The 22,447-nt window shown below is 44.7% G+C and carries 14 protein-coding genes; 7 read left to right on the top strand and 7 right to left on the bottom strand.

Annotation, left to right across the window (positions count from 1 at the left end; all coding sequences use genetic code 11):
- Positions 1–28 precede the first annotated feature (28 nt).
- Complete coding sequence (gene cobN / locus HFV01_RS27880; protein WP_193520618.1) at positions 29–3,739, bottom strand: cobaltochelatase subunit CobN; 3,711 nt, start codon at positions 3,737–3,739, stop codon at positions 29–31.
- 5 nt (positions 3,740–3,744) lie between these two features.
- Positions 3,745–4,029 (bottom strand): DUF3288 family protein, encoded by a 285-nt coding sequence (locus HFV01_RS27875; protein WP_006618290.1) that lies wholly within the window; start codon positions 4,027–4,029, stop codon positions 3,745–3,747.
- A gap of 224 nt (positions 4,030–4,253) precedes the next feature.
- On the opposite strand from HFV01_RS27875, the gene patX reads away from it, so the two are divergent.
- Together patX and HFV01_RS27865 are read left to right on the top strand one after the other, a co-directional pair.
- A complete protein-coding gene (gene patX / locus HFV01_RS27870) occupies positions 4,254–4,451 on the top strand; it encodes a heterocyst-inhibiting protein PatX (protein WP_006618291.1) in 198 nt (65 codons plus the stop codon).
- Between the two features lie 329 nt (positions 4,452–4,780).
- The gene (locus HFV01_RS27865) at positions 4,781–5,020 is read left to right on the top strand and encodes a hypothetical protein (protein ID WP_006618292.1); all 240 of its coding nucleotides are present in this window, start codon (positions 4,781–4,783) and stop codon (positions 5,018–5,020) included.
- Positions 5,021–5,656: 636 nt separating this feature from the next.
- Here the strand turns inward: HFV01_RS27865 and HFV01_RS27860 are convergent.
- Positions 5,657–8,716, bottom strand: coding sequence for an ATP-binding protein (locus HFV01_RS27860; RefSeq protein WP_193520617.1), 3,060 nt, complete (start codon positions 8,714–8,716; stop codon positions 5,657–5,659).
- A gap of 206 nt (positions 8,717–8,922) precedes the next feature.
- On the opposite strand from HFV01_RS27860, the gene HFV01_RS27855 reads away from it, so the two are divergent.
- The 3 genes from HFV01_RS27855 to HFV01_RS27845 all read left to right on the top strand — a co-directional run bounded on the left by HFV01_RS27855 (position 8,923) and on the right by HFV01_RS27845 (position 13,241).
- Entirely contained in the window at positions 8,923–10,137 is a 1,215-nt protein-coding gene (locus tag HFV01_RS27855; RefSeq protein WP_006618294.1) for a DNA double-strand break repair nuclease NurA, read from the top strand.
- Positions 10,138–10,150: 13 nt separating this feature from the next.
- A complete protein-coding gene (locus tag HFV01_RS27850; protein WP_006618295.1) occupies positions 10,151–11,449 on the top strand; it encodes a YcjF family protein in 1,299 nt (432 codons plus the stop codon).
- Positions 11,450–11,624: 175 nt separating this feature from the next.
- A complete protein-coding gene (locus HFV01_RS27845) occupies positions 11,625–13,241 on the top strand; it encodes a Ppx/GppA phosphatase family protein (protein WP_006669427.1) in 1,617 nt (538 codons plus the stop codon).
- A 2,058-nt stretch (positions 13,242–15,299) separates the two neighbouring features.
- Here HFV01_RS27845 and HFV01_RS27840 read toward each other — a convergent pair.
- Positions 15,300–16,196, bottom strand: coding sequence for a segregation/condensation protein A (locus HFV01_RS27840; RefSeq protein ID WP_193520616.1), 897 nt, complete (start codon positions 16,194–16,196; stop codon positions 15,300–15,302).
- A gap of 164 nt (positions 16,197–16,360) precedes the next feature.
- Here HFV01_RS27840 and HFV01_RS27835 point away from each other — a divergent pair, with 164 nt between their 5' ends.
- Positions 16,361–16,558: a hypothetical protein gene (locus HFV01_RS27835; protein WP_006622506.1), complete on the top strand. Its 198-nt coding sequence runs from the start codon at positions 16,361–16,363 to the stop codon at positions 16,556–16,558.
- 31 nt (positions 16,559–16,589) lie between these two features.
- Here HFV01_RS27835 and HFV01_RS27830 read toward each other — a convergent pair whose 3' ends face one another.
- Positions 16,590–19,199 carry a cell surface protein gene (locus HFV01_RS27830; protein WP_008056271.1) on the bottom strand — a complete coding sequence of 870 codons (2,610 nt, stop codon included), beginning with the start codon at positions 19,197–19,199 and terminating at the stop codon, positions 16,590–16,592.
- Between HFV01_RS27830 and HFV01_RS31475 the strand changes: the two genes are divergently transcribed.
- Positions 19,102–19,299 carry a hypothetical protein gene (locus HFV01_RS31475; protein WP_318286318.1) on the top strand — a complete coding sequence of 66 codons (198 nt, stop codon included), beginning with the start codon at positions 19,102–19,104 and terminating at the stop codon, positions 19,297–19,299. The two genes, HFV01_RS27830 and HFV01_RS31475, sit on opposite strands and share 98 nt — an antisense overlap.
- Before the next feature lie 157 nt (positions 19,300–19,456).
- Here HFV01_RS31475 and purC read toward each other — a convergent pair whose 3' ends face one another.
- The gene (purC, locus tag HFV01_RS27825) at positions 19,457–20,194 is read right to left on the bottom strand and encodes a phosphoribosylaminoimidazolesuccinocarboxamide synthase (RefSeq protein WP_006622504.1); all 738 of its coding nucleotides are present in this window, start codon (positions 20,192–20,194) and stop codon (positions 19,457–19,459) included.
- A 35-nt stretch (positions 20,195–20,229) separates the two neighbouring features.
- Positions 20,230–22,296, bottom strand: a complete 2,067-nt coding sequence (gene glgX, locus HFV01_RS27820) for a glycogen debranching protein GlgX (protein ID WP_006622503.1) — start codon at positions 22,294–22,296, stop codon at positions 20,230–20,232.
- Between the last annotated feature and the right edge of the window lie 151 nt (positions 22,297–22,447).

Genomic DNA, 22,447 nt, shown 5'->3' with positions numbered 1-22,447 from the left:
GGGCAGGTTATCACCCTGCCTCTACTGTTTATTCTGCCATTTCGATCGCAGCTTCCGCCTCTAAAACCACGTTGCGTAGTCTATCTAATAAATCTCTGTCTACGGAAGACCATAACCCTCGCTGGTGTGCTTCTAGTAACCTTTCCCCCATATCCCGCAACGCCCAAGGATTCTTTTCGCGGACAAAATTTTGGACTTGTGCATCTAATATATAAGCCTCAGCTATCCCCCCATACATAAAATCATCAACACATTGGGCGGTAGCATCATAAGCGAATAAAAAATCTACTGTAGCCGCCATTTCAAAAGCCCCCCGATAACCGTGTCGCATCGCCCCAGCAATCCATTTAGGATTCACCACCCGCGACCTATATACCCTGGCGATTTCCTCCCGCAACTGTCGGACTTTGGGATTTTCTGGGAGAGAATTATCACCAAAATAAGTATCGGGATTTTCGCCTCGGAGAACCCGCACCGCGGCCGTCATCCCTCCCTGAAATTGATAATAATCATCGGAGTCCAAAATATCATGTTCTCGATTATCCTGATTGTGTAAAACCACCTGCATTTGTTGGAGACGGTTAGCAAAGGCTTGGGGGGCAGAAATTCCCTGACCGCCAGTATAAGCATAACTACTCCAATTCAAATAAGCGCGCGCCAGGTCGCTGTCATCGGTCCAATTTTGGGATTCAATTAATCCTTGTAACCCAGCACCATAGGCTCCCGGTTTTGACCCAAATACCCGCAAACGCGATCGCATTTTAGCTTCATCTTCCGTCAAACCTTCCTCCACCCCAGCGGTAGTTTCCTGATAGACCGTGGCGGCGATCGGGTTTTCTGAGGGGGTTTCTGATAACTGAGAAACCATCTCGACAGCGCGATCGAATAAATCGATTAAATTGGGGAAAGCATCTCTAAATAACCCAGAAATGCGTAAGGTGACATCAACCCTGGGTCGTCCCAATATGGAAATCGGCAAAATTTCAAAATCCACCACTCGCCGGGACGCACCCTCCCAGACTGGTTGTACCCCTAACAAGGCTAAAGCCTGGGCGATATCATCTCCCCCCGTCCGCATGGTGGAAGTTCCCCACACAGATAGCCCTAGAGTTTGGGGATATTCTCCATGATCCTGGGTGTATTTTTCTACCAAGGCTTCGGCTGCTAACTGACCGACCCGCCAAGCGGTTTCTGTGGGAATGGCGCGAATATCGACCGCGTAGAAATTCCGTCCGGTGGGGAGAACATCAGGTCGTCCACGAGTCGGCGCACCGGATGATCCACTGGGAATATAGCAGCCGTCAAGTCCCCTTAATAGGTTCTGAATTTCACGATCGCATTTTTTCAGATTGGGGAGGAGGATATTTTCGATCCAAACTAATTCTTGGCGGGTCAATTCCCCTGGGAATTCCTGACTATTTTGGCTGATTAATTGGTCGATTAAAATCGCGGCTTGGTCTTCGATTAAGGCGATCGCATCCCCGACTGTCCTACAGATTTCACTGTTTTTCTGGTCGCCTTCCACCTCCCATAAATCCCCCGGATTAGCTGTTAATGGGTCTAATTCCCAACCCCAATCTTGAGCGATCGCCCTGGTTAAACCCCATCGATTTTGGCTGGGATGACGGGCTATGGCTATGATTAAATCCCGCAATTGTCTCCCTTCTGGACAGCGCCCCAAAATATGTAAACCGTCGCGGATTTGACTTTCTTTTAGTTCACATAAATAACCGTCAATTGTGCCAAATAATTCCGACACCATTTCCCCGTCAGAGATGCCCAAATCCCGGTCTAACTTTTCCTTGCGGATTAACTCCACAATGCGATCGCTGATAGTTTTTAACCGAGATGGATCTAATACTTGAGCCTCATAATACTCGTCAATTAACCCTTCTAATTGTTGCAAAGGTCCATATAATTGAGCCCTAGTCATTGGCGGGGTTAAATGGTCTAAAATTACCGCCTGCGATCGGCGTTTCGCTTGGGAACCTTCCCCAGGGTCATTAACAATAAACGGATAGAAATTCGGTAAAGGTCCCAGGGCGATTTCTGGGTAACATTCCTCCGACAGTCCTACCCCTTTACCCGGTAGCCATTCTAAGTTACCATGTTTCCCTACATGAACCACCGCATGAGCCTCAAAGTGGTTTCTTAGCCACTCATAAAAAGCCAAATATTCTGGGGTCGGTTCCAAGTCCGGCGCGTGATAATTCAGACTCGGATCAATATCATAACCTCGTGATGGTTGAATCCCCACAAAAACATTGCCAAATTGTACCCCAGCAATCGGTAATATCTCCGGCGGATTCTCAAAAAAATGCACCCCCCAACGTTCTTTAATTCCCCCTTGCACAACGGCGGGTAAAGTGTTAAAATAAGTCAGGTAGTCTTGCCATTTTAAAAACTGCTTAACTTCCCGAAAATCTCGCCCTTCTGGGTCGTTAGTCACTCCCCTGGTCAGTTCCTGAATCAGATCATCTCCGGTAAGGGGAAAATCGCTGACGGTATATCCGGCTAATTTTAAAGCCTGGAGAATTTCTACACAACTGGCGGGGGTATCTAGTCCGACACCATTGGCGAGGCGACCGTTACGGGTGGGATAGTTGGCTAAAATTAGGGCGATGCGCCTTTGGTGGGTGGGGGTTTCTGAGAGTTTGACCCAGTTGGCGGCGAGGTCGGCTACAAATTCTATGCGATCGCTTTTGGGTTGATAATGAACAATATCTGTTTCTAGTCTGGTATCGCTATTTTTGACAGTTTTAAAGGAAATTGGGCGGGTAATAATGCGGCCGTCTACTTCTGGTAAAGCGATATTCATCGCCACATCACGGGGAGGTAATCCGAGGGGACTTGATTGCCATCTCTGTTCGCTAATACCACTCAGAATGGCTTGTAATGTGGGGATATCTAAAGAAAACAGAGGGGCGCTGGGTAGGTCGGAATTATCCAGGGATGAAATCGAGAAACTTGTGGTATTTATTAAGAGTCTGGCTTTGGTTAAATAGGCGATCGCCTCCTGTTGGATTTCTGGATCTCGCAAGGATGAAACAAACAGGGGAACCGGGTTAAGTTGACGAGCCGCCAAGGCTTGACAAAGGCTATCAATGGGGGCAGTATTTCCTGATAGATAATGGGCGCGATAGAATAATATTCCCACTTCCCGATAGTTAGAGACCGGGGACAGCGCGCGCCACGGATAACGACCGACCCTGGGAATGGCTACAGGTGGCGGCGGGTTGTAATTAGTGGCTAAATAGCGATCGCTTATATATTGCAAAGCTGCGATCGTATTTTCTACCCCTCCCTCACTAAAATATTGCCAAACTCGGTTAGCTACAGTTAGGGGAACCGTAGACTGAGTAATTAAATCCGGGTCGCCGCCATCATCTCCCGGTAAAATAATCAATTCTACCCCTTTAGTTTCCGCGATTTCCGCCAAAACTTCCAAACCGTAGGACCAATAGGAACGTCCCCCCAACAGTCGCAAAACTACAACCTTCGCCTGAGATAAGACCTCCTCAGCATAGGTGTCTATAGTAAGCTGCTGTTGCAGGTTCAGCAAATTAGTTACTCGTAAATTGGGAAAGTCTGAGGGTAACTCAGCTATGGCTGCTGCTAAGGTTTGAATTTCTGTATCCGCTGCAGTTAAAACAATAATTGGCGCGGCAGTTTGTTCAATAAAGATAACCCCCTCTGTATCGGGGTTCCAGCCTCCTGGTATCGCTGCAATTCTGTGCATCTTATTTATACCCAATCATCACTATCTCGGTTTTTAGCGCGGTAAACATGACCCTCAGCATGAATGGCGCGAGTTTTCTCGAAGAGGCTGTCTTCCGTGTAATTCCACATTTGCAAAAGTCGATCTAGGTCTTTTTGGATATCCCAAGCGCCGGGGAACCCCTGGTAACGGATTTTCAGACGCGCAAGTTCCGCCAGTTCTAAGTCTCCCGGTGACTGATTGGCCAAAAGCTGATCAACCATTCGGCGATCGCTTTTGTACTGGGGGTGTTTCTGTTGGCGATCGTCCATCTTGGCAGCATTCCTAGAACTCAGGTTAATTATAGCCCCAGTTAAGCATTATTACCAGATAGGTCTAGCCAATGGGGGGCAGGTAGGGGCAATTGATGAATCGGTAAAATCCCCTATTTTCCAGTGATTAATGATTTCCTAGTTATCCCATTTTGCGATTTTTACCGGATAGCTGATATCCCGCTGGTATTAGATAGTGGAAACTTTGATAAGGACATTCCCTCATGCGTCTTTCCAGTTTAATTATGCTATCTGGCTTGGCACTCATTAATCTAGCTAATCAACCCAAATTGGAGACTACAGCTACCCCGTCTGAGTCTTCCCATGAATCAATTTATGAGCTAGTTCAAGTCAATGACAACCAAATACCAGAGACTGAATCCAGTCCTACCCCCCACCGAGGTAGCGGCAGGAAAGGCTAAGACATCCAACCATGTAAATATACTTTATTACCCGCAATATATCAGATAGTCTCCTCAATTAACCCTTGTCAATTGAGGGATTATTTTCATGGGTGATACTGCTGGCGTATCCAGAATGAGTGATTACCGTAACTTCTGGCTAATATTACGCCGAATATATCTGAATTATTCCGTTGACTGTCTCCCCCCCCATGTCTTCATAAAATTCTGATTGTCATCCAACTAGACTAGAGATTTTTGGGAAAAATTATATTTTTTTCCGGATATGGAAATCTAGCCCAAGTATTTTAAGCAAGTTCTGTTACCACATATCGATAGGGTCTTTAAAAATGCTATATAATGCTTTGGCTTCCTTGGCTATTAGTGCTGCGATCGCTTCTGTAGGCGCTGCTGCCTTAGTCGCCCCTTCCCCCGCGCAGACAAAAACCATCTCCGTGGCTTCCCTAGATTTTCATACACAATTGACCCAAGAGATGGCGACCATTGTTGATAGCCAGATTATGGCAGTCGATAATAAGTCCCCAGAGGAGTCTCCCTCCTATCCTCAGCCAGGAGATGGTCGGCGCTAGTCGGTCTCTACCTACCTAGCTAGTGGTCAGCACTAGACACCAGGAAGCTACCACTCATGGGAGTACCAATTTTAGTGGTGGTTTCCGGGAACTTTTGATCACCGATCGGAGACTTATAGATATATATGCCCCCCGATCGCCTTTTTGGTAGATAATTACCTGCCCCAATTCCCTAACCCAACCCGTCCGCTTTGGGGCGGTTGTCCGCTAGGTGGCTGCACCAAGAAAATTTTTGATGATATGTTAGTGTTAGTATTTGTTGGTATCCGGTTCGGTGCCAAACTCTCGTTGGTTAGATACAAGTAAACAAGCCAAACTAAATGAAATAAACGGGCCAAAAATAAAAATAATCAGTTCCAGACCGGTCATAATAGACCTCCCCCAGATGAATGCGAGTTAGTATGTAAGTAAAATCACTGGCTTTTGGCTTGAACTAATAGACCAAGTTACATGAGTAATTCAGTAATTTTACTGAGAATCTTTTGCCCCTAACACCACCGAGATATTTTGATAAATTCCCTATTTCAAATATACCCGAAAGGTGGCAAAATTCAAAGATTCTATAGATGATCTGGAGGCTAGTTTCATCAACTCATGACAAAACCTTTACCAAACCATGACTTAGGACCGAGGGGACTAGGGGGACTCTAGTTGTTCAAGTGATCGCCTTAATGTGGGGAAGTTATTGATAGTATCTGGTAAGTTATCCCAATCAAAGTCTGCAAATTGCTGATCGAGAATGGTGACATAATCTTGGAGAGGCTTCCAGGGATAGTTTTTAGCTAACTTTTGTAAGCGTCGCAAAAACGATCGCAACTCTCTTTGAGTCATGCGATCGCGTAATTCTGGCCATCCTTTCTCTTCTTCCTTGCGTAAAATTTCCTTTAACTCTAGCAATTGATTCAAGGGTAATTTAGTGATATTAATTGCTGTTTTTTCAGTTAATTGTTGAGGTATGTTAGGCGGTTGAATATCGATTTTGCGTGCTAAAATATCGGATAATACAGCGGCGAGTTGCTCTCTATTGACAGGTTTGCGTAGATATCCCTGACATAAATTTTGACTTAATTCAAAATCTTTGGCGACCACAGAAGCGGTTAACATAACAATGGGAATATTAGCAGTGTGGGGGTTTTGTTTGATGAGTTGACTGGTCGCAATGCCATCTAAATCGGGCATTCGTAGATCCATTAAAATGACATCAGGATGATGAGTTTCAACCATAGCGATCGCCTGGTATCCATCTTTAGCCTCTAGCAGTAGGTGTTCTGTGGTATCAAAATAACCAGCAATTAGCTTGCGGTTAGACTCGACATCATCGACCACTAGGATAGTAGAGGGGATTAAATCTGACAAATAAATGGCGGTTTGTAGATTATTTAATTGATGAGATTGTGTAATTTTGACATTAGGAAAGGTACAAGTAAAAACACTTCCTAAGCTCAACTGACTGTCGAGAGTTAGTGTACCTCCCAACAGATGGGTAAGTCTTCGAGTAATAGCCAAACCGAGTCCAGTCCCACCATAGCGACGATTACTTTGTCCCTCACTTTGTACAAAGGCTTCAAAAATCTGTTGATGCTGATCTGGATTTATTCCAATACCAGTATCTGCTACCACAATTTGGAGAGTGAGGTGAGAATTATGCTCAAAACTTTCAGCGCGAACCGAAATCGTAACGGAACCATCTTCGGTAAATTTGATAGCATTTCCGACAATATTAAAGAGAATTTGGCGGAGTCGGACTTCATCAAATTCGATAATTTTAGGAACATTGGGTTCAAAATTAATCTGTAGTGATAAACCCTTAGCCATAGCTGTGGGTAAAAATATTTGCTGGATTTCCTGTAGTAATATTGGCAAATAGACATGGTGATACTCAAGTTCAAGTTTTCCCGCCTCAATTTTGGAGAGATCCAAAATATCATCAATCAAACTAATTAAGGCTCGACCCCCAGCGGCGATCGCATCGAGATAAGATTGTTGTTTATCATCTTCAACCAATCCTTTGAGTAAATCACAAAAACCCAAAATGGCATTCATGGGTGTGCGGATTTCATGGCTCATATTAGCCAAAAACTCACTTTTAGCTCGATTCGCCATTTCCGCGCGTTTCGCAACTTCTTCTAAGGCGAAATGAGAGAAATGCAAAACCGCCAACATTAAAGTATTGCGGAGTTCCATGGCGGCGTTAATTTCTAATTCATTCCAACCCAAAGCATGACCACTAACTGTTTCTTTCCAGGCTTCAAAAGATTGGCGAGGAGATAGGCGCATTTGGTTATGATCATCAATAACAACTGCTTTGTTAGGATTCCCCCCCCAAGTAACAGTCTGGATAATTTCTGAACGAAACCAAACTATTTGATAAGTGGCTTGATCTAAGTAAATGGAAATAGCCAGCAACCCAGCGGCTTGGTTGATGTAATTTTGAGCAGGTGGGTAAATTTCAGCGAGGCGATCGGTATAAAAAATTTCCTGTGGGTAATAGCTACGCAGCCAGGAGAGTAGATCATCTAAATCGGGTTGAGGGAGAGTTTCTCCGAACTCAGTGAGTTCTCCCTGTAAGCCAATGACGACACCTTGAGCATTAACTAATTCTAGTAAATGTTGACCACTAGAATCAATCATTGTCCTAATTCGATTAATTAAATCCGATTCATGTACGGAGAGTTCTTGTCTAAAGAGTTGCTGAATTTTTTTGACTTTAATCTGATAGGCTTCCCAATTTTTTTGATATTGACGGAACAGTTCCACTGACATAAATTGCCCTAATAATTCGCAGGCTTGGCGCAATTCATAGGAGACAAATTTAGGGCTGTAGTGATGACAAACAATTAAACCCCATAGTTTTTGGTCATTAATGAGAGAAATACACAAGGAAGCGGAAACCCCCATATTTTGCAGATATTCAATATGGATAGGGGAAACACTCCTAAGAGTGGCATAACTCAAATCGATATGTTTTTGAGTAATGGGATTATGAAGAGGGTAAATAGCGACGGGATTATCATTAACATTAACAATAATCCTCACCCAGTTTTTAGAATAGAGTTGTCGGGCTTGTTTGGGGATGTCGGAAGCGGGGTAATGGAGTCCGAGAAAAGGCTCTAATTCTGGTTTTTTATCTTCGGCTACGACAATGCCACTCCCATCAGTTTCAAACCGATAAATCATAACGCGATCGTATTCGGTTAATTGGCGAATTTCCTGGGCTAAAAATTGGGCAGATTCCTCGAAACTGTTTTTATTTTCAATAGCGGGAAGGGAAGATTGAATTTGTGCATAAATGCCATAAGCGCGGTGGGTTTGTGTGGGTATATGTGGCTCTAACTCCAGGATTAATACATGATCATGTCGATGGACAATAGCGGTCAATTGTTGGGGGGTATTGTTATGGGTTAATTCGATATCAATGGGGTTTGAATATTTGAGATCATGGGATTTCAGAGATTGGGATATTTTTTGAAAGGCGATCGGGGTAAATACTTGGCTTAAAGTTTTGCCAACAACAGCCTCTACTTCCCGCCCCAAAAATAGTTGAGTATTACAACTAGCTTGTAAAATGATTAGTTCTGGTTCCTGGAGAACTAGCAAACAACCGTGAGATTGAATCTTACCGGGAATATGGATGGGTTCACGATCGCAATTACTGAGATCAACAGATGTTAAGGCAAAATTTTCGACTTTATCCATTATCTAATTAACTCCTAGTTGTTAATCATAAAAGTAACCCAGCATTAGCCCCGATGATTTGTGAGCATAAAATTGTCAATAGAGCCTAACATATATATTATGTACCGAAAAACTTATATTGGCAATCAGCGATAAGTATTTCCGGGTAGCTACATCAAGTTAACCTCTGAGATTTATAATTAGGTGTGACTTCACGCCCGAATACTATGCTTGACCTAACTCAACTGGCTCGCCAAATGCAAGGGATGAGTAAACACTTGACCCGTGAAGCCCAAGCGGCGAGCGATCGCCTAAAAGCAGCACAAAACCTGCTGACAGAAGCCCAAAAGCATCAAGAAGAATTGATAGAAAGCCTGAATTACTGGGTAGATCGGATTCCCTTTCATCCCGCCATCCCCATAGACCAATTAGATAGCTGTTTCACGATTCAAGCACCACCCGCCGCCCATACAGTTTTTGCCACAGACGGGTCCCAAATCGCCCCTAACGCCCACGAAATCGCCTATTGTTACCTAATCAACATCGGTAGGGTTGTCCTCTATTACGGTCAAAGTCGCCACCCGATCCTTGATAGTGTTCCCGAAATTTTTTATCGTCCCGAAGACCTATATATTTCGCGCCAGTGGGGTATTCGCACAGAGGAATGGATGGGCTACCAACGCAGCATTTCGGAAGCGATCGCCCTCGCGGAAACAGCCCGAGAGATTGCTACGATTCAAGGGGACAACCTTAACCCGGCCCTCGCCTTAGTAGATGGTTCCCTAGTTTACTGGTTTTTGGAAACATTGCCAACAGAAGCGCGCGATCGCATTATCGAACCGATTTTAGAAGCCTGGGATATGATTAAAGTGTCTGGTATTCCGATGATGGGTTATGTCAGCGCCTCTCGCAGTAGCGAAACTATTTCGTTTCTGAGATTGCAAGGGTGTCCGTATAATGAACCTGATTGTGCGCGAAATTGCCCAGATTTCGGTCAAGTGGACAAAAAAGGCAAGATTAAACAAGCCCCCTGTCAAATTTCTGAACCTCTGCGAGATACGGTGCTATGGTCTAATTATCTGAAACCGGGACAGCGCAGCCCCCTCTGGCGATCGCGATCGCGTATTTTAGATTATTATGATTTTGATTCCATCTACTTCTGTTATGTGAATGTCGGCACAGAAATCGCTAGAATTGAATGTCCGGCTTGGGTAGCTGAAAATACGGAACAATTTGAGTTAGCTTTATCAATTATGTTAGCCCAAGTTTATAAAGGCTATGGTTACCCGGTGGCTTTAGCGGAAGCCCACAATCAAGCGGTGGTGAGAGGAGGCGATCGGACTCGGTTTTTTGCTATGCTAGAAGACCAAATGATTCGCGCCGGACTCCCTAACGTCGGTATCTCCTACAAAGAAGCACGCAAACGCGGAAGTATTGCTTAACACACCTTTAATTATGTCTGAACCATCTGATACTGATAGCAATTTACCCCCAGAACCTTCTCAGTCTTACCAGAATCATCAAAAACAGCCCAATAAAGCGCCATGGGAATCTCTTGGCGAAGGATTGAAAAAAGTCTTGACTCTAGGGAAAATAACTGATAAAATTGGGGGATTATTTAATGTTAGTGAGAGCGAAGTTGCTGAGATTTTAGAGCGCGTCCGGGCTGAACTTCCAACTACAGAAGCGCTGCTAATTGGGAAACCTCAAGCGGGTAAAAGTTCCATTGTTCGGGGATTAACAGGAGTTTCGGCGGAAATTGTCGGCCAGGGATTTAAGCCCCACACCCAAAACACTCAACGATATGCTTACCCTTCCGGGGATCTACCTTTACTGATTTTTACGGATACGGTCGGACTGGGGGATATTAATCAGGATACGGATGAGTTGGTAGCGGAATTGGTGGAGAATTTACAGCAGGAAACTCGCGGCGCACGGGTGCTAATTTTGACGGTGAAAATTAATGATTTCGCTACAGATACCCTGCGAACTATTGCGGCTAGTTTACGGTCAAAATACCCTGATTTACCCTGTTTATTGGTGGTAACTTGTCTCCATGAAGTCTACCCCACAGGAACGGCAAATCATCCCGCCTATCCGCCGGATTTTCCAGACTTTCAGCGAAGTTTTGATGCCATACAAGAGGATTTTGATAATTTATATAATCGCCTAGTTGCCATTGATTTTACCCGAGAAGAAGATGGCTACACCCCGGTATTTTATGGGTTAGAAACTTTTAGGGATACTTTGATAGAATTGTTGCCAGAAGCGGAAGCCAGGACTATTTATCAGCTTTTGGAAGGACAGGCGGGACAGGAATTAAGTAGTTTATATCGAGACGTGGGAAGGCGCTATATTTTAGCTTTTTCAATTATGGCGGCTACTATAGCAGCGGTTCCCCTACCTTTTGCGACTATGCCAGTTTTAACAGCCCTACAAGTGTCTATGGTGGGGTTACTAGGAAAACTCTACGGTCAAACTATTACCCCCTCCCAAGCTGGGGGTATTGTTAGTGCGATCGCTGGTGGATTTCTCGCTCAGGCGGTCGGTCGGGAATTAATTAAGTTTATTCCGGCTTTTGGAAGTGCGATCGCTGCTTCTTGGGCTTTTGCTTATACGGGGGCTTTAGGTGAAGCTACTTGTGTATATTTCGGGGATTTAATGGGTGGCAAAAAACCCGATCCTAAGCGAATTCAATCGGTGATGAAACAAGCCTTTAAAAATTCTCAAACCCAAATCGACAATGGACCATGAAACTCCCCCTCCCTCTGGGAAAGGGGTAGAAGGAGACAAAGGACAATTGTCGGGGCGAAAAATTTTTCGCCCCTACTGTTCGCCCCTACTGGTGGCTAAGATTGTCTACAGGGGATATTGAAGTGGCAAGTTTTGATCTAAGATAGAATTTAGAATCGCTTAATATATATTTGTTATGGCTACATCAGTTCCGCATTTAGGGAAGCAATTAAGGCCCAGTGGCGAACATATTTTGGCTTCTATTGACCTAGGAACCAACTCTCTGCACATGGTCATAGTGCGAATTGATAAGAGTCTACCCGCATTTACGATTATTGCCCGAGAGAAAGATACGGTCAGACTCGGAGACTGTGGACCTAAAGGACAACTCAAGCCGGAAGTCATGGATAGGGCGATCGCCACCCTCAAACGCTTTCAGGAACTAGCCAAAACTTTTAACGCTGAACAAGTTATTGCTGTCGCTACCAGTGCAGTCCGGGAAGCGCCCAACGGTCGGGATTTTATCAAACAAGTATCCGATGAATTGGATCTCGAAGTTAACCTGATTTCTGGTCCTGAAGAAGCCCGGAGAATTTATTTGGGTGTCCTCTCGGCTATGGAATTTCACGACGAACCCCACGTTATTATTGATATCGGAGGGGGTTCGACAGAGTTGATTTTGGGAGATGGTGGAGAACCTAAATTTCTCAGTAGTACCAAGGTCGGGGCTGTCCGTCTCACTCAAGAATATATCAAAACTGACCCTATATCTCGCACAGAATTTCTGTTTGTACAAGCCTATATTCGGGGAATGTTGGAACGTCCCGTTGATGAGTTGCGTCTTCATCTCCCCAATCGAAAAGTATCCCATTTAGTCGGCACTTCCGGTACAATTGAAACCTTGGCGGTGATGATTGCTAAGGAAAAATTAGGCACTGAGCCTACACCTTTAGCAGGATACCAAATTACTTTAAATGAGTTACACAATATCGTTAGTCGTCTGCGGAAGTTATCCTACCAAGAAAGGTTACAAATTCCTGGCATAAATGATCGGCGGGCGGAAATTATCCTGGCTGGGGCGCTGATTTTACAGGAGGCGATGAGTTTATTAGAAATAGAATCTCTGACTATTTGTGAAAGAAGTTTGCGGGAAGGGGTAATTGTTGATTGGATGCTTACCCATGGGTTGATTGAAGACCGCCTACGATATGAAAGTTCTATCCGACAACGTAGCATCCTCAAAATTGCTCAAAAATATAATGTAGATTTAGAACATGGTGAACGGGTGGCAGCCTTCTCTCTCAGCCTATTTGACCAAACTCATGGCGTTCTCCATGACTATGGATCGGCGGAACGAGAGTTGTTGTGGGCGGCGGCTATTTTGCATAACTGCGGGCTATATATTAGTCATTCTGCACACCATAAACACTCCTATTATTTAATCCGTAATGGGGAACTTTTGGGTTATACTGAAACCGAAATTGAGATGATTGCTAATCTGGCTCGTTATCACCGGAAAAGCGCCCCCAAAAAGAAACATGAAAATTATCAAAACTTGTCGAAGAAAAACCGTCACATTATCGACCGTCTTAATCCTTTGATGCGGTTAGCGGTGGCTTTAGACCGTCGTCAAATAGGGGCTGTAGCTGAGGTTAATTGTGAGTGCGATCGTGATAAAAAAGAGTTTAAATTGATACTGAAACCGGTTGACCGCCAGGATAATTGTGCTTTGGAATTGTGGAGTTTAGACATCAAAAAAGATGTGTTCGAGCAACAATATAACATCAAACTGGCGGCGTTTTTAGAGCCTTAAATCAACTGTCAACTAACCCGATAATTGATGTGGCGCTACCCTTTCCCCCTCTCCCCAGAAAGCGGGTTTATTTATCTTATCGTTGGTAGGCTATGTCCTAGGGGAGGCGCGCCCCTACAATTATTAATTATTAATTATTAATTATCAATTAATTACCGGGTGGGGTGGGGCGGGTTTATTAATATTGTCGTTGGCAGGCGAGGTCCTAGGGGAGGCGCGCCCCTACAATTATTAATTATTAATTAATTAATTAATTACCGGGTGGGGTGGGGCGGGTTTATTAATATTCTCCTTGAAAGCCGAGGTCCTAGAGGAACCCGCCCCTACAATTATTAATTATTAATTATTAATTAATTAATTACCGGGTGGGGTGGGGCGGGTTTATTAATATTCTCCTTGAAAGCCGAGGTCCTAGAGGAACCCGCCCCTACAATTATTAATTATTAATTATTAATTAATTAATTACCGGGTGGGGTGGGGCGGGTTTATTAATATTCTCCTTGAAAGCCGAGGTCCTAGAGGAACCCGCCCCTACAATTATTAATTATTAATTATTAATTATTAATTAATTACCGGGTGGGGTGGGGCGGGTTTATTAATATTCTCCTTGAAAGCCGAGGTCCTAGAGGAACCCGCCCCTACAATTATTAATTATTAATTATTAATTAATTAATTACCGGGTGGGGTGGGGCGGGTTTATTAATATTCTCCTTGAAAGCCGAGGTCCTAGGGGAGGCGCGCCCCTACAATTATTAATTATTAATTAATTAATTACCGGGTGGGGTGGGGCGGGTTTATTAATATTCTCCTTGAAAGCCGAGGTCCTAGGGGAGGCGCGCCCCTACAATTATTAATTATTAATTATTAATTATCAATTAATTACCGGGTGGGGTGGGGCGGGTTTATTAATATTCTCCTTGAAAGCCGAGGTCCTAGGGGAGGCGCGCCCCTACAATTATTAATTATTAATTATTAATTATTAATTAATTACCGGGTGGGGTGGGGCGGGTTTATTAATATTCTCCTTGAAAGCCGAGGTCCTAGAGGAACCCGCCCCTACAATTATTAATTATTAATTATTAATTAATTAATTACCGGGTGGGGTGGGGCGGGTTTATTGATATTCTCCTTGAAAGCCGAGGTCTAGGGTAGGGGAGGGCGCCCCTACAATTATTAATTATTAATTATTAATTATCAATTAATTACCGGGGTGGGGTGGGGCGGGTTTATTAATATTCTCCTTGAAAGCCGAGGTCCTAGGGGGAGGCGCGCCCCTACAATTATTAATTATTAATTATTAATTATTAATTAATTACCGGGTGGGGTGGGGCGGGTTTATTAATATTCTCCTTGAAAGCCGGAGTCTTAGGGGAGGCGCGCCCCTACAATTATTAATTATTAATTAATTAATTAATTAATTACCGGGTGGGGTGGGGCGGGTTTATTAATATTCTCCTTGAAAGCCGAGGTCCTAGGGGAGGCCGCCGCCTACAATTATTAATTATTAATTATTAATTATTAATTAATTACCGGGTGGGGTGGGGCGGGTTTATTAATATTCTCCTTGAAAGCCGAGGTCCTAGGGGAGGCGCGCCCCTACAATTATTAATTATTAATTATTAATTATTAATTAATTACCGGGTGGGGTGGGGCGGGTTTATTAATATTCTCCTTGAAAGCCGAGGTCCTAGGGGAGGCGCGCCCCTACAATTATTAATTATTAATTAATTAATTAATTAATTACCGGGTGGGGTGGGGCGGGTTTATTAATATTCTCCTTGAAAGCCGAGGTCCTAGAGGAACCCGCCCCTACAATTATTAATTATTAATTATTAATTATTAATTAATTACCGGGTGGGGTGGGGCGGGTTTATTAATATTCTCCTTGAAAGCCGAGGTCCTAGAGGAACCCGCCCCTACAATTATTAATTATTAATTATTAATTAATTAATTACCGGGTGGGGTGGGGCGGGTTTATTAATATTCTCCTTGAAAGCCGAGGTCCTAGAGGAACCCGCCCCTACAATTATTAATTATTAATTATTAATTATTAATTGATTATCGGATGTTGTTTAATTGAGGCTGGGGGGATATATTTAAAGTCCTGACTTTAATATCCTGATAAAATTCATCCTGGGATAACTCTACCTTAGACTGAGCCGATAATAATAACAAAGCCCAAAAAACCCCAACTCGATCATGTTTAGAATTATAAATAGGCGGAGTATTTGCGGCTGACTCTGGGAGTAGATTGGTGGATTCTAACAGGTTGGGGGTGTGTGTTTTCTGCTTACCAATCAGATTAGACCAGAGAACTAATAATTGTTCAAGTTCTAACCAATCGCCTTGTGGGTCTACACTTTCAGCCTGGAGAAGTTCCTCTAATTTTCCAGCCATCTCGACCAGGTTTTCTTGGTGTGCTAATTCAGCGATCGCTTTAGCTGCTTTATTTTTGTTAACAGAAACATTACGACGGGGACGGGGACGACTCTGGTGTTGGGCGATGGTAGTCGCCATTAATTGTAGTTGATCAATCAACTCTTGGAGTGTGACTTTACGCTTTTGGGGAACCTTAGCCACAGCGCGGCGGCGTAACTGTCGTTCCAAATTCTGAGGACGCAGCCACTCAGCTTCTGAATCTTCCCCCAAAAATTCTAACTCTTCGGTAATCATAGCATCATCATCCCCAGCCGCATCAGAATCCATGAGGCTATCCGCCTTGAGTAGCACCAGCATAGAAGCATAAAGAAAGGCTTGACCAGATTGGGAAAGTTCTACAAACTGATTATTGGAGACGGAATCAACCCCGGGAGTCAGTTGGCTGAGGTAGCGATCAATCACGTCAATCACCCGCACATCCCAGGGATCTATTTCTCCCTGTTTAGCCAAATCAATCAGAAGCGCAATTCCTTCTGAGAGGCTGGCTAAAGCGTCCTGGGGTTTGTCAGAGGTCATAGGCGTTGTTTCTCCGGTCGGCTGGGGTGTGAACAGGAACTTGTGCTTACTACTATAGCTGGATGTAGGCTTCCGCATTATAGCATAAGGCTATGAGGGCTGACTTAGATATTTTTGATTACAATGAATATGATGGTCTCTAGTATGCCTGAGTTTAACTGATCATGGAATCTTTAAAATCCCAAGCCTTGTCTTATTTAAAAACCGCCCTCAATAACCCTGACGCTACTTTCCGAGATGGACAATGGGAAGCGATCGCTCGTCTAATCCAGAACCGAGAACGTTTATTAATTTCCCCCCTTCTCGCTTTAATAAAACACGGCGTAGGGTTATTGGGTGCCCTGTCTATTTGGGAATTCTGAGGCACCCAACTAGATGTAATTGACTGGAGATTTAGAAGCGTTCACCAATACCGAAGTGGATCTGATTTCCGCCTTCATCATTAATCCCATAATCAATCCGAATTGGACCGAGAGGAGACTGAATGCGAACGCCGCCCCCGAAACCAATCCCACTGCCGGGTTTACCACGAATACCGCCAGGATTTCCTTGGACACTGCTTTGAGTACCCAAAGCATGGGCACCATCAATAAATAAAGCGCCGCCAATCAAAAAATTAGCAACAGAAAAGACTGGGAAGCGATACTCGACGGAACCCAAGACAAAACTGCGGGCGGCGGCTAAAGCACCTTCACGCCAACCTCGGACAGTGTTAGCACCCCCCAAGGGGAAGGCTTCATAGGGTGGGAAATCGCCCATAATTGTGCCAGCTTGAATATTGAAAGCTAAGGCTTGGGGTGCGCCTGGAACCAACTGTAAGAAATCAACGGGGATATAATAACTATAACTACCTCGGACGCGATTAAAAAATATATTCCCGGAACCTATGGGAATCGATTGTTCTGTTCCGAAGCGAAAAGCATAGCCACTGGTGGGAATTTGGCGATTATTACGGCGATCGGTGGCCAACCCAAACTGAACGGTAAATAAATCATCCTCGCCAGACTCACTAGCGGAAAGAAGTTTACCTCTCTCATCGCGGGGGGTGATACGTTCACGAGAATCTGTTACCTGAGCGCGTTGATATTGAAAACCCAAGGAAGCCACCCAGTCGGGGTCAACAAAAGGATTTTCGGCAAAGGGACGGGTAAAACTAATACCACCACCAGTCCGAATTACCCTAGGGCGGTCTTCATTAGGGAGTCTAACATCTTCGGAGCCTTCCTCAAAAACTAGAGAAATCCCACGGCGGCGAAAAGCATTAACAGTGTAGGAGGTGCGGTAAGGGTCTCCAGCAATCCAAGGGTCTGTAAAGCTCAAATCGACGAGTAAAACCTGTTCACCAACCTGCACTTCGGCGGCTAATTGGTGATTATTTCCCCCCAAGTTGGCTTCACGATAGCTAAGAGTTCCAAACAAACCGGTGGCGGAACTGAAACCACCCCCAAAGGCGACGGACCCAGTGCTACGTTCAATGACATTAACAATCATATTAGCCTTGGTGGGGTCTTCGGGGGCAGGTTCAAGCTGAAGTCGGACATCATCAAAAATGCCTAATCTGAATACCCTACCTAAGTCCTGTTGAATAGTTGCTTGGTTAAAGACATCTCCGGGCTGCAACTGAATTTCACGGGTGATAATAAAGTCACGGGTGCGACCTGTAACGGGATTACCGTCAGGGTCGGTTGGGTCTCCATCAGCATTGAGGAAACGAACTATAATCTCGGAAATTACGCCCTCAGCGACTCTTAAAGTTACTACCCCCTCTGTGGTAACGTCTGGGGCGGCAATTACCTGGGCGAGTACATAGCCATTTTGTTGGTACCAGGTTTGGATATCGTCGATCGCCTCTTCAATGCGTCGCAGGTTGATAATTTGACCGAATTGATTAGCAAAACTAGCATCAACGACCTCGGAGGGGAGAACCTGATCTCCTTCGATAATAACCTGCTGTAGGGGAGGGTTAGGTTCGACATCAAAAGTGACTCTGACTCCCAGGGGGGTATCTTCTGGGACAGCTCGGACGTTTCTAAATAGACCGGTGGCAAAAATGGCATTAATATCTTGTTGGAGTTGGGAACGGGTAGCGGTGCGTCCTGGTTGAACTGCGATCGCCCCATAGACAACATCCACCAACTGCTCATTATCAGTTCCCGATACGAGAACTTCAGCAATTAGCACATCAGGTTCTCCCGGCTGGCCTGTTCCGGGGACTGATGGCGGTAGATTATTTTGGGCTAACTCCAGATTTTCCTGGCCCCTAGTGCCGTCGAGGCTGCAATGTTCACACTCGTAGGCGATCGCCTGCATCAAATTAACCACCCATTGAGGCTCCCTAGACCAGTCTTCTGATGGCCTTACCCCGGCGGCGCGCTCCTGAGACACAGCCAAAGGTGTCTGAGGGGTCAATAAATGGCTTTTGGTGGAACTATCCAAGTCTTGTGGAGAGTGAGGGAGCCTAAACTTTGACCTTTCCTGAAGGTTAGCAATGGCTATTTGGTCTGCTGACGGCATGACATCAAAATTCGCCTGTTTTGACTCCGGCTTACCCAGAGAGGGTTCAAAAGGCGAATATACTGGCGTGGGTGGATTTTCCGACCAGGAGGCGAGACCCATTTCCACCTTGGTCGAGGCAGGCTCCTTGTGTGCCTGTGTTCTGGCGCTGGCGGTGCTGTCGGACGCTACAAGGCTATCATCGACGTTTTCCAGTGCTACCAATGGGGAACTTACGGACCGAGGAAAATCTGCCAGTTTCTGGTAGTCGTTATTTTTGAGTTGAAATAGGGGAAACTGGGTCGGGTCTGAGCTGGTCGTCCCCGATTGGACAGAAGGGATAGCGATCGCTTCTGACTCCTTATGAGCATCGTTAGACTGATCAGAAACTGCCAAAGACCCTTGATAGTCATTGAAAATCAGTGGAGGGGTTTTACCACTAGCAGAATTTGATAGCCCAAACGTTGCTGAAGTTGCCAAACAGGCAACCCAGAAAGAACAGAAGCCCATGTTATTGACATTCTTGGACATCCACACACCAAATAATCAGCCATCGATCATGTTACAACCTCAAGGTGGAAAAATTCCTTTTCCCGTCCCAGATACCTGACCCAATCCGAAATTTTCAGGTATTTTGCCCAATTATTCGGAGAGACAACCCGGTTTCTTGGCACAATCTTTTGAGGAAGCCAGAAGACTGAGAGAAACCGGGTTTCGCGGGTTCCTGTCGTGTCCCTATAAGGGGGCTGATGGTAGAACCCGCAAGTTCAACCCAGACGACTGAGAATCCTAGCTAATACTTGCTGATAAGCACTCTCGACATTTCCGAGGTCATTACGGAAGCGATCCTTATCCATCACCCGGAGGTTAGGGTCAGTTTCGGCTTGGTCCCAGAGGCGACAAGTGTCAGGGCTAATCTCATCAGCCAATATTAACTGACCATCAGAGGTAATGCCAAATTCTAGCTTAAAGTCTACCAGAGTGATACCACATTCACTGAAAAAGTCACTCAAAATCTGGTCAATCTGGCGGCTGAGGTCTTCCATAGATTTAAGCTGTTCTGGGGTCGCCAAATTCATCACCAAGAGGCGATCGCGAGTTAGTAGAGGATCACCTAGCTGGTCATTTTTATAGCAAAATTCCACCAAAGGGGGCTGCAAAACTGTTCCCAGGGGAATTCCCGTCTGTTTACACAGACTCCCTGCGGCGATATTACGAACAATCACTTCCACAGGAACAATCTTCACCCGTTTGATCCGCATTTCATTAGGACTAGGGGTATCAATGTAATGAGTGGGAACACCCGCCGCCTCTAGGAGTTTGAACAGATGACCAGACATGGTGTTATTAATTTCACCCTTCCCTTTAATCGTCCCCCGTTTCTGGGCGTTAAATGCTGTGGCATCATCCTTATAGTAAGCCAGCAACACCTCTGGGTCATCAGTGGTATAGACGATTTTGGCTTTCCCTTCATACAGTTGTTGTCGGTCAGAGATATCAGACATATAGCGCGATGGTTAAGTTAGTATTTTGGTAATTGCTACCGGGACTGTGCCATCAGAATAACTGATCCGCGTCCCTGGACTCGATAGTGATTCCCTTGAATTGGGGGGGCTGTTTTCTCGGTACAGAAATCATTGGGGACTGCTAAAGCTGTATCCACAATACGATACCACCGTTGACCTTTTGGGAGAATAGGTATCTCAAACAGGAGGGGTTCCCAATAAGAATTGAGCATAATATGAAGATATTCCTGTTTTTCGGGATGTCGTAAACTAAAGGCAATACTGCGGGAATAATCTGCCCAATCGGGTTTATTTAAGCGTACCCCATGCCATGTAATGTTAGGTAATTTACTATTGGGGTCCATGACTAAAATGCTTTCAATCCGAAAAATTTGCAGTCTTTGGGTAAATCGGATCAGATTTTTCACAAATCGCAATAGTTCCGGGTGTTTACCGACATCACTCCAGTCAAACCAACCTAACTCGTTATCTTGACAATAGGCGTTATTATTTCCGTTTTGGGTGCGGCGGACTTCATCACCCATTAACAGCATGGGAGTTCCTTGGGATACTAACAGAATTGTCCACAAGTTTTTCATTTGTTGATTGCGTAGGGCTTCGATATAGGTATCATTAGTTAAGCCCTCAACTCCACAATTCCAACTGCGATTATCATTGTGTCCGTCCCGGTTATTTTCACCATTGGCTTGATTATGTTTCTGGTTATAGGAAACCAAATCATTGAGGGTAAAGCCATCGTGACAGGTGATAAAGTTAATGCTACAATGAGGTTCGCGATCGGGTTTGGGGTAAATATCTGGACTCCCCATAATTCGATAGGCTAGGCGTTGGATTTGTTTGGGTTCACTTTTGACAAAACTGCGAACATCATCCCGAAATTGTCCATTCCATTCGGTAAAGCGATCGCCTGCAAAAGACCCCACCTCATACAGTCCCCCTGCGTCCCAAGCCTCAGCAATTAGTTTGGCTCCCGCCAATACCGGGTCAGATTTAATAATCCATAAAATCGGCGCATCTTCCATGGGTGTACCATCACGATTTCGGGAAAAAATTGATGCCAAATCGAACCGAAAACCATCCACGTGCATCTCGGAAACCCAATAGCGCAGACTATCAATAATCATTTGTCCCGCGATTTCATGGTTGGCTTTAATGGTATTTCCGCAGCCACTATAGTTACTATAAAACGACTGATTCTCCTCCTCCAGCATATAATACATAGAATTGTCAATCCCCCTAAATGAGAGAGTCGGACCATTCTCATTTCCCTCGGCGGTGTGGTTATAAACTACATCTAAAATTACCTCAATACCCGCTTTATGAAGGGCTTTCACCATATCGCGAAATTCATCAACAGGTCCGAGGTGGTCGCGCCTAAAACTATACTGTCTATGGGGAGCAAAAAAGGAAACTGTACTATAACCCCAGTAATTTTTTCGAGGCGGAACAGCGTCTTGTTCATCAAATTGATGAACAGGCATTAATTCTACTGCAGTGATTCCCAAGTCTTTTAGATAAGGTATCTTATCAATTAAGGCTGCATAAGTTCCTCGTTTAGACGGGGGAATACCTGAGTTAGGATTGCGGGTAAAACCGCCCACGTGCATCTCATAGATTACGGTTTGAGAATAGGGGATTTCCAGCGGCTTATCATCTTCCCAATCATAAGTTTTGGGGTCTACGACTACGGCTTTCATAGCCTTAGCACAGTTATCACCACGTTTGGAGGCCGCTTCCCGACTATAATTTTCGGTATTAACCACAGCTTTAGCATAGGGGTCAAGCAGTACCTTATCCGCGTCAAATCTATAGCCCAATTCCGGCTCAAACATTCCATAGGCGCGATATCCATAAATTTGCCCTGCCTTAATGCCTTTGACAAAAATATGCCAGTAGTAGAAAGTTTTATTATACTGAGGGTCAAACTTGATCACACGGCTAGGTTTGGCATCATCTTGGGCATCAAAAAACAGCAACTCTAAAGATGCACAGGTTTTGGAAAATAAGCAAAAATTGACCCCATCAGGATAAACTGTAGCACCGAGGGGGAAACTCTGACCGCGCCCAATATCAGACTTCATTAATTAATCGACTCCTTTGAAAATCTTAGAGGTTTTAATATTCTCAGGTGGAACGCCAAATTCTCACCGGAAACTGTTGAGGTTGGTCCTCAAAGGCTGTATGTAGCAACCATGCTTTAATGGGAGAAATTGTTTCTCGTTGACTTTTAGT

Source organism: Limnospira fusiformis SAG 85.79, assembly GCF_012516315.1.
Taxonomy (GTDB): Bacteria; Cyanobacteriota; Cyanobacteriia; order Cyanobacteriales; family Microcoleaceae; genus Limnospira; species Limnospira fusiformis.
This window is presented reverse-complemented; position numbering and strand designations above follow the sequence as displayed.

What these genes read in the sequence shown, in the direction of transcription:
- HFV01_RS27850 (WP_006618295.1), top strand. Translation starts at nt 10,151, where the DNA reads ATGTCTGAACCATCTGATACTGATAGCAATTTACCCCCAGAACCTTCT.
- HFV01_RS27830 (WP_008056271.1), bottom strand. Translation starts at nt 19,199, where the DNA reads ATGGGCTTCTGTTCTTTCTGGGTTGCCTGTTTGGCAACTTCAGCAACG.
- patX (WP_006618291.1), top strand. Translation starts at nt 4,254, where the DNA reads ATGCGTCTTTCCAGTTTAATTATGCTATCTGGCTTGGCACTCATTAAT.
- HFV01_RS27865 (WP_006618292.1), top strand. Translation starts at nt 4,781, where the DNA reads ATGCTATATAATGCTTTGGCTTCCTTGGCTATTAGTGCTGCGATCGCT.
- HFV01_RS27855 (WP_006618294.1), top strand. Translation starts at nt 8,923, where the DNA reads ATGCTTGACCTAACTCAACTGGCTCGCCAAATGCAAGGGATGAGTAAA.
- glgX (WP_006622503.1), bottom strand. Translation starts at nt 22,296, where the DNA reads ATGAAGTCTGATATTGGGCGCGGTCAGAGTTTCCCCCTCGGTGCTACA.
- purC (WP_006622504.1), bottom strand. Translation starts at nt 20,194, where the DNA reads ATGTCTGATATCTCTGACCGACAACAACTGTATGAAGGGAAAGCCAAA.
- HFV01_RS27845 (WP_006669427.1), top strand. Translation starts at nt 11,625, where the DNA reads ATGGCTACATCAGTTCCGCATTTAGGGAAGCAATTAAGGCCCAGTGGC.
- HFV01_RS27835 (WP_006622506.1), top strand. Translation starts at nt 16,361, where the DNA reads ATGGAATCTTTAAAATCCCAAGCCTTGTCTTATTTAAAAACCGCCCTC.
- cobN (WP_193520618.1), bottom strand. Translation starts at nt 3,739, where the DNA reads ATGCACAGAATTGCAGCGATACCAGGAGGCTGGAACCCCGATACAGAG.
- HFV01_RS27840 (WP_193520616.1), bottom strand. Translation starts at nt 16,196, where the DNA reads ATGACCTCTGACAAACCCCAGGACGCTTTAGCCAGCCTCTCAGAAGGA.
- HFV01_RS27875 (WP_006618290.1), bottom strand. Translation starts at nt 4,029, where the DNA reads ATGGACGATCGCCAACAGAAACACCCCCAGTACAAAAGCGATCGCCGA.
- HFV01_RS27860 (WP_193520617.1), bottom strand. Translation starts at nt 8,716, where the DNA reads ATGGATAAAGTCGAAAATTTTGCCTTAACATCTGTTGATCTCAGTAAT.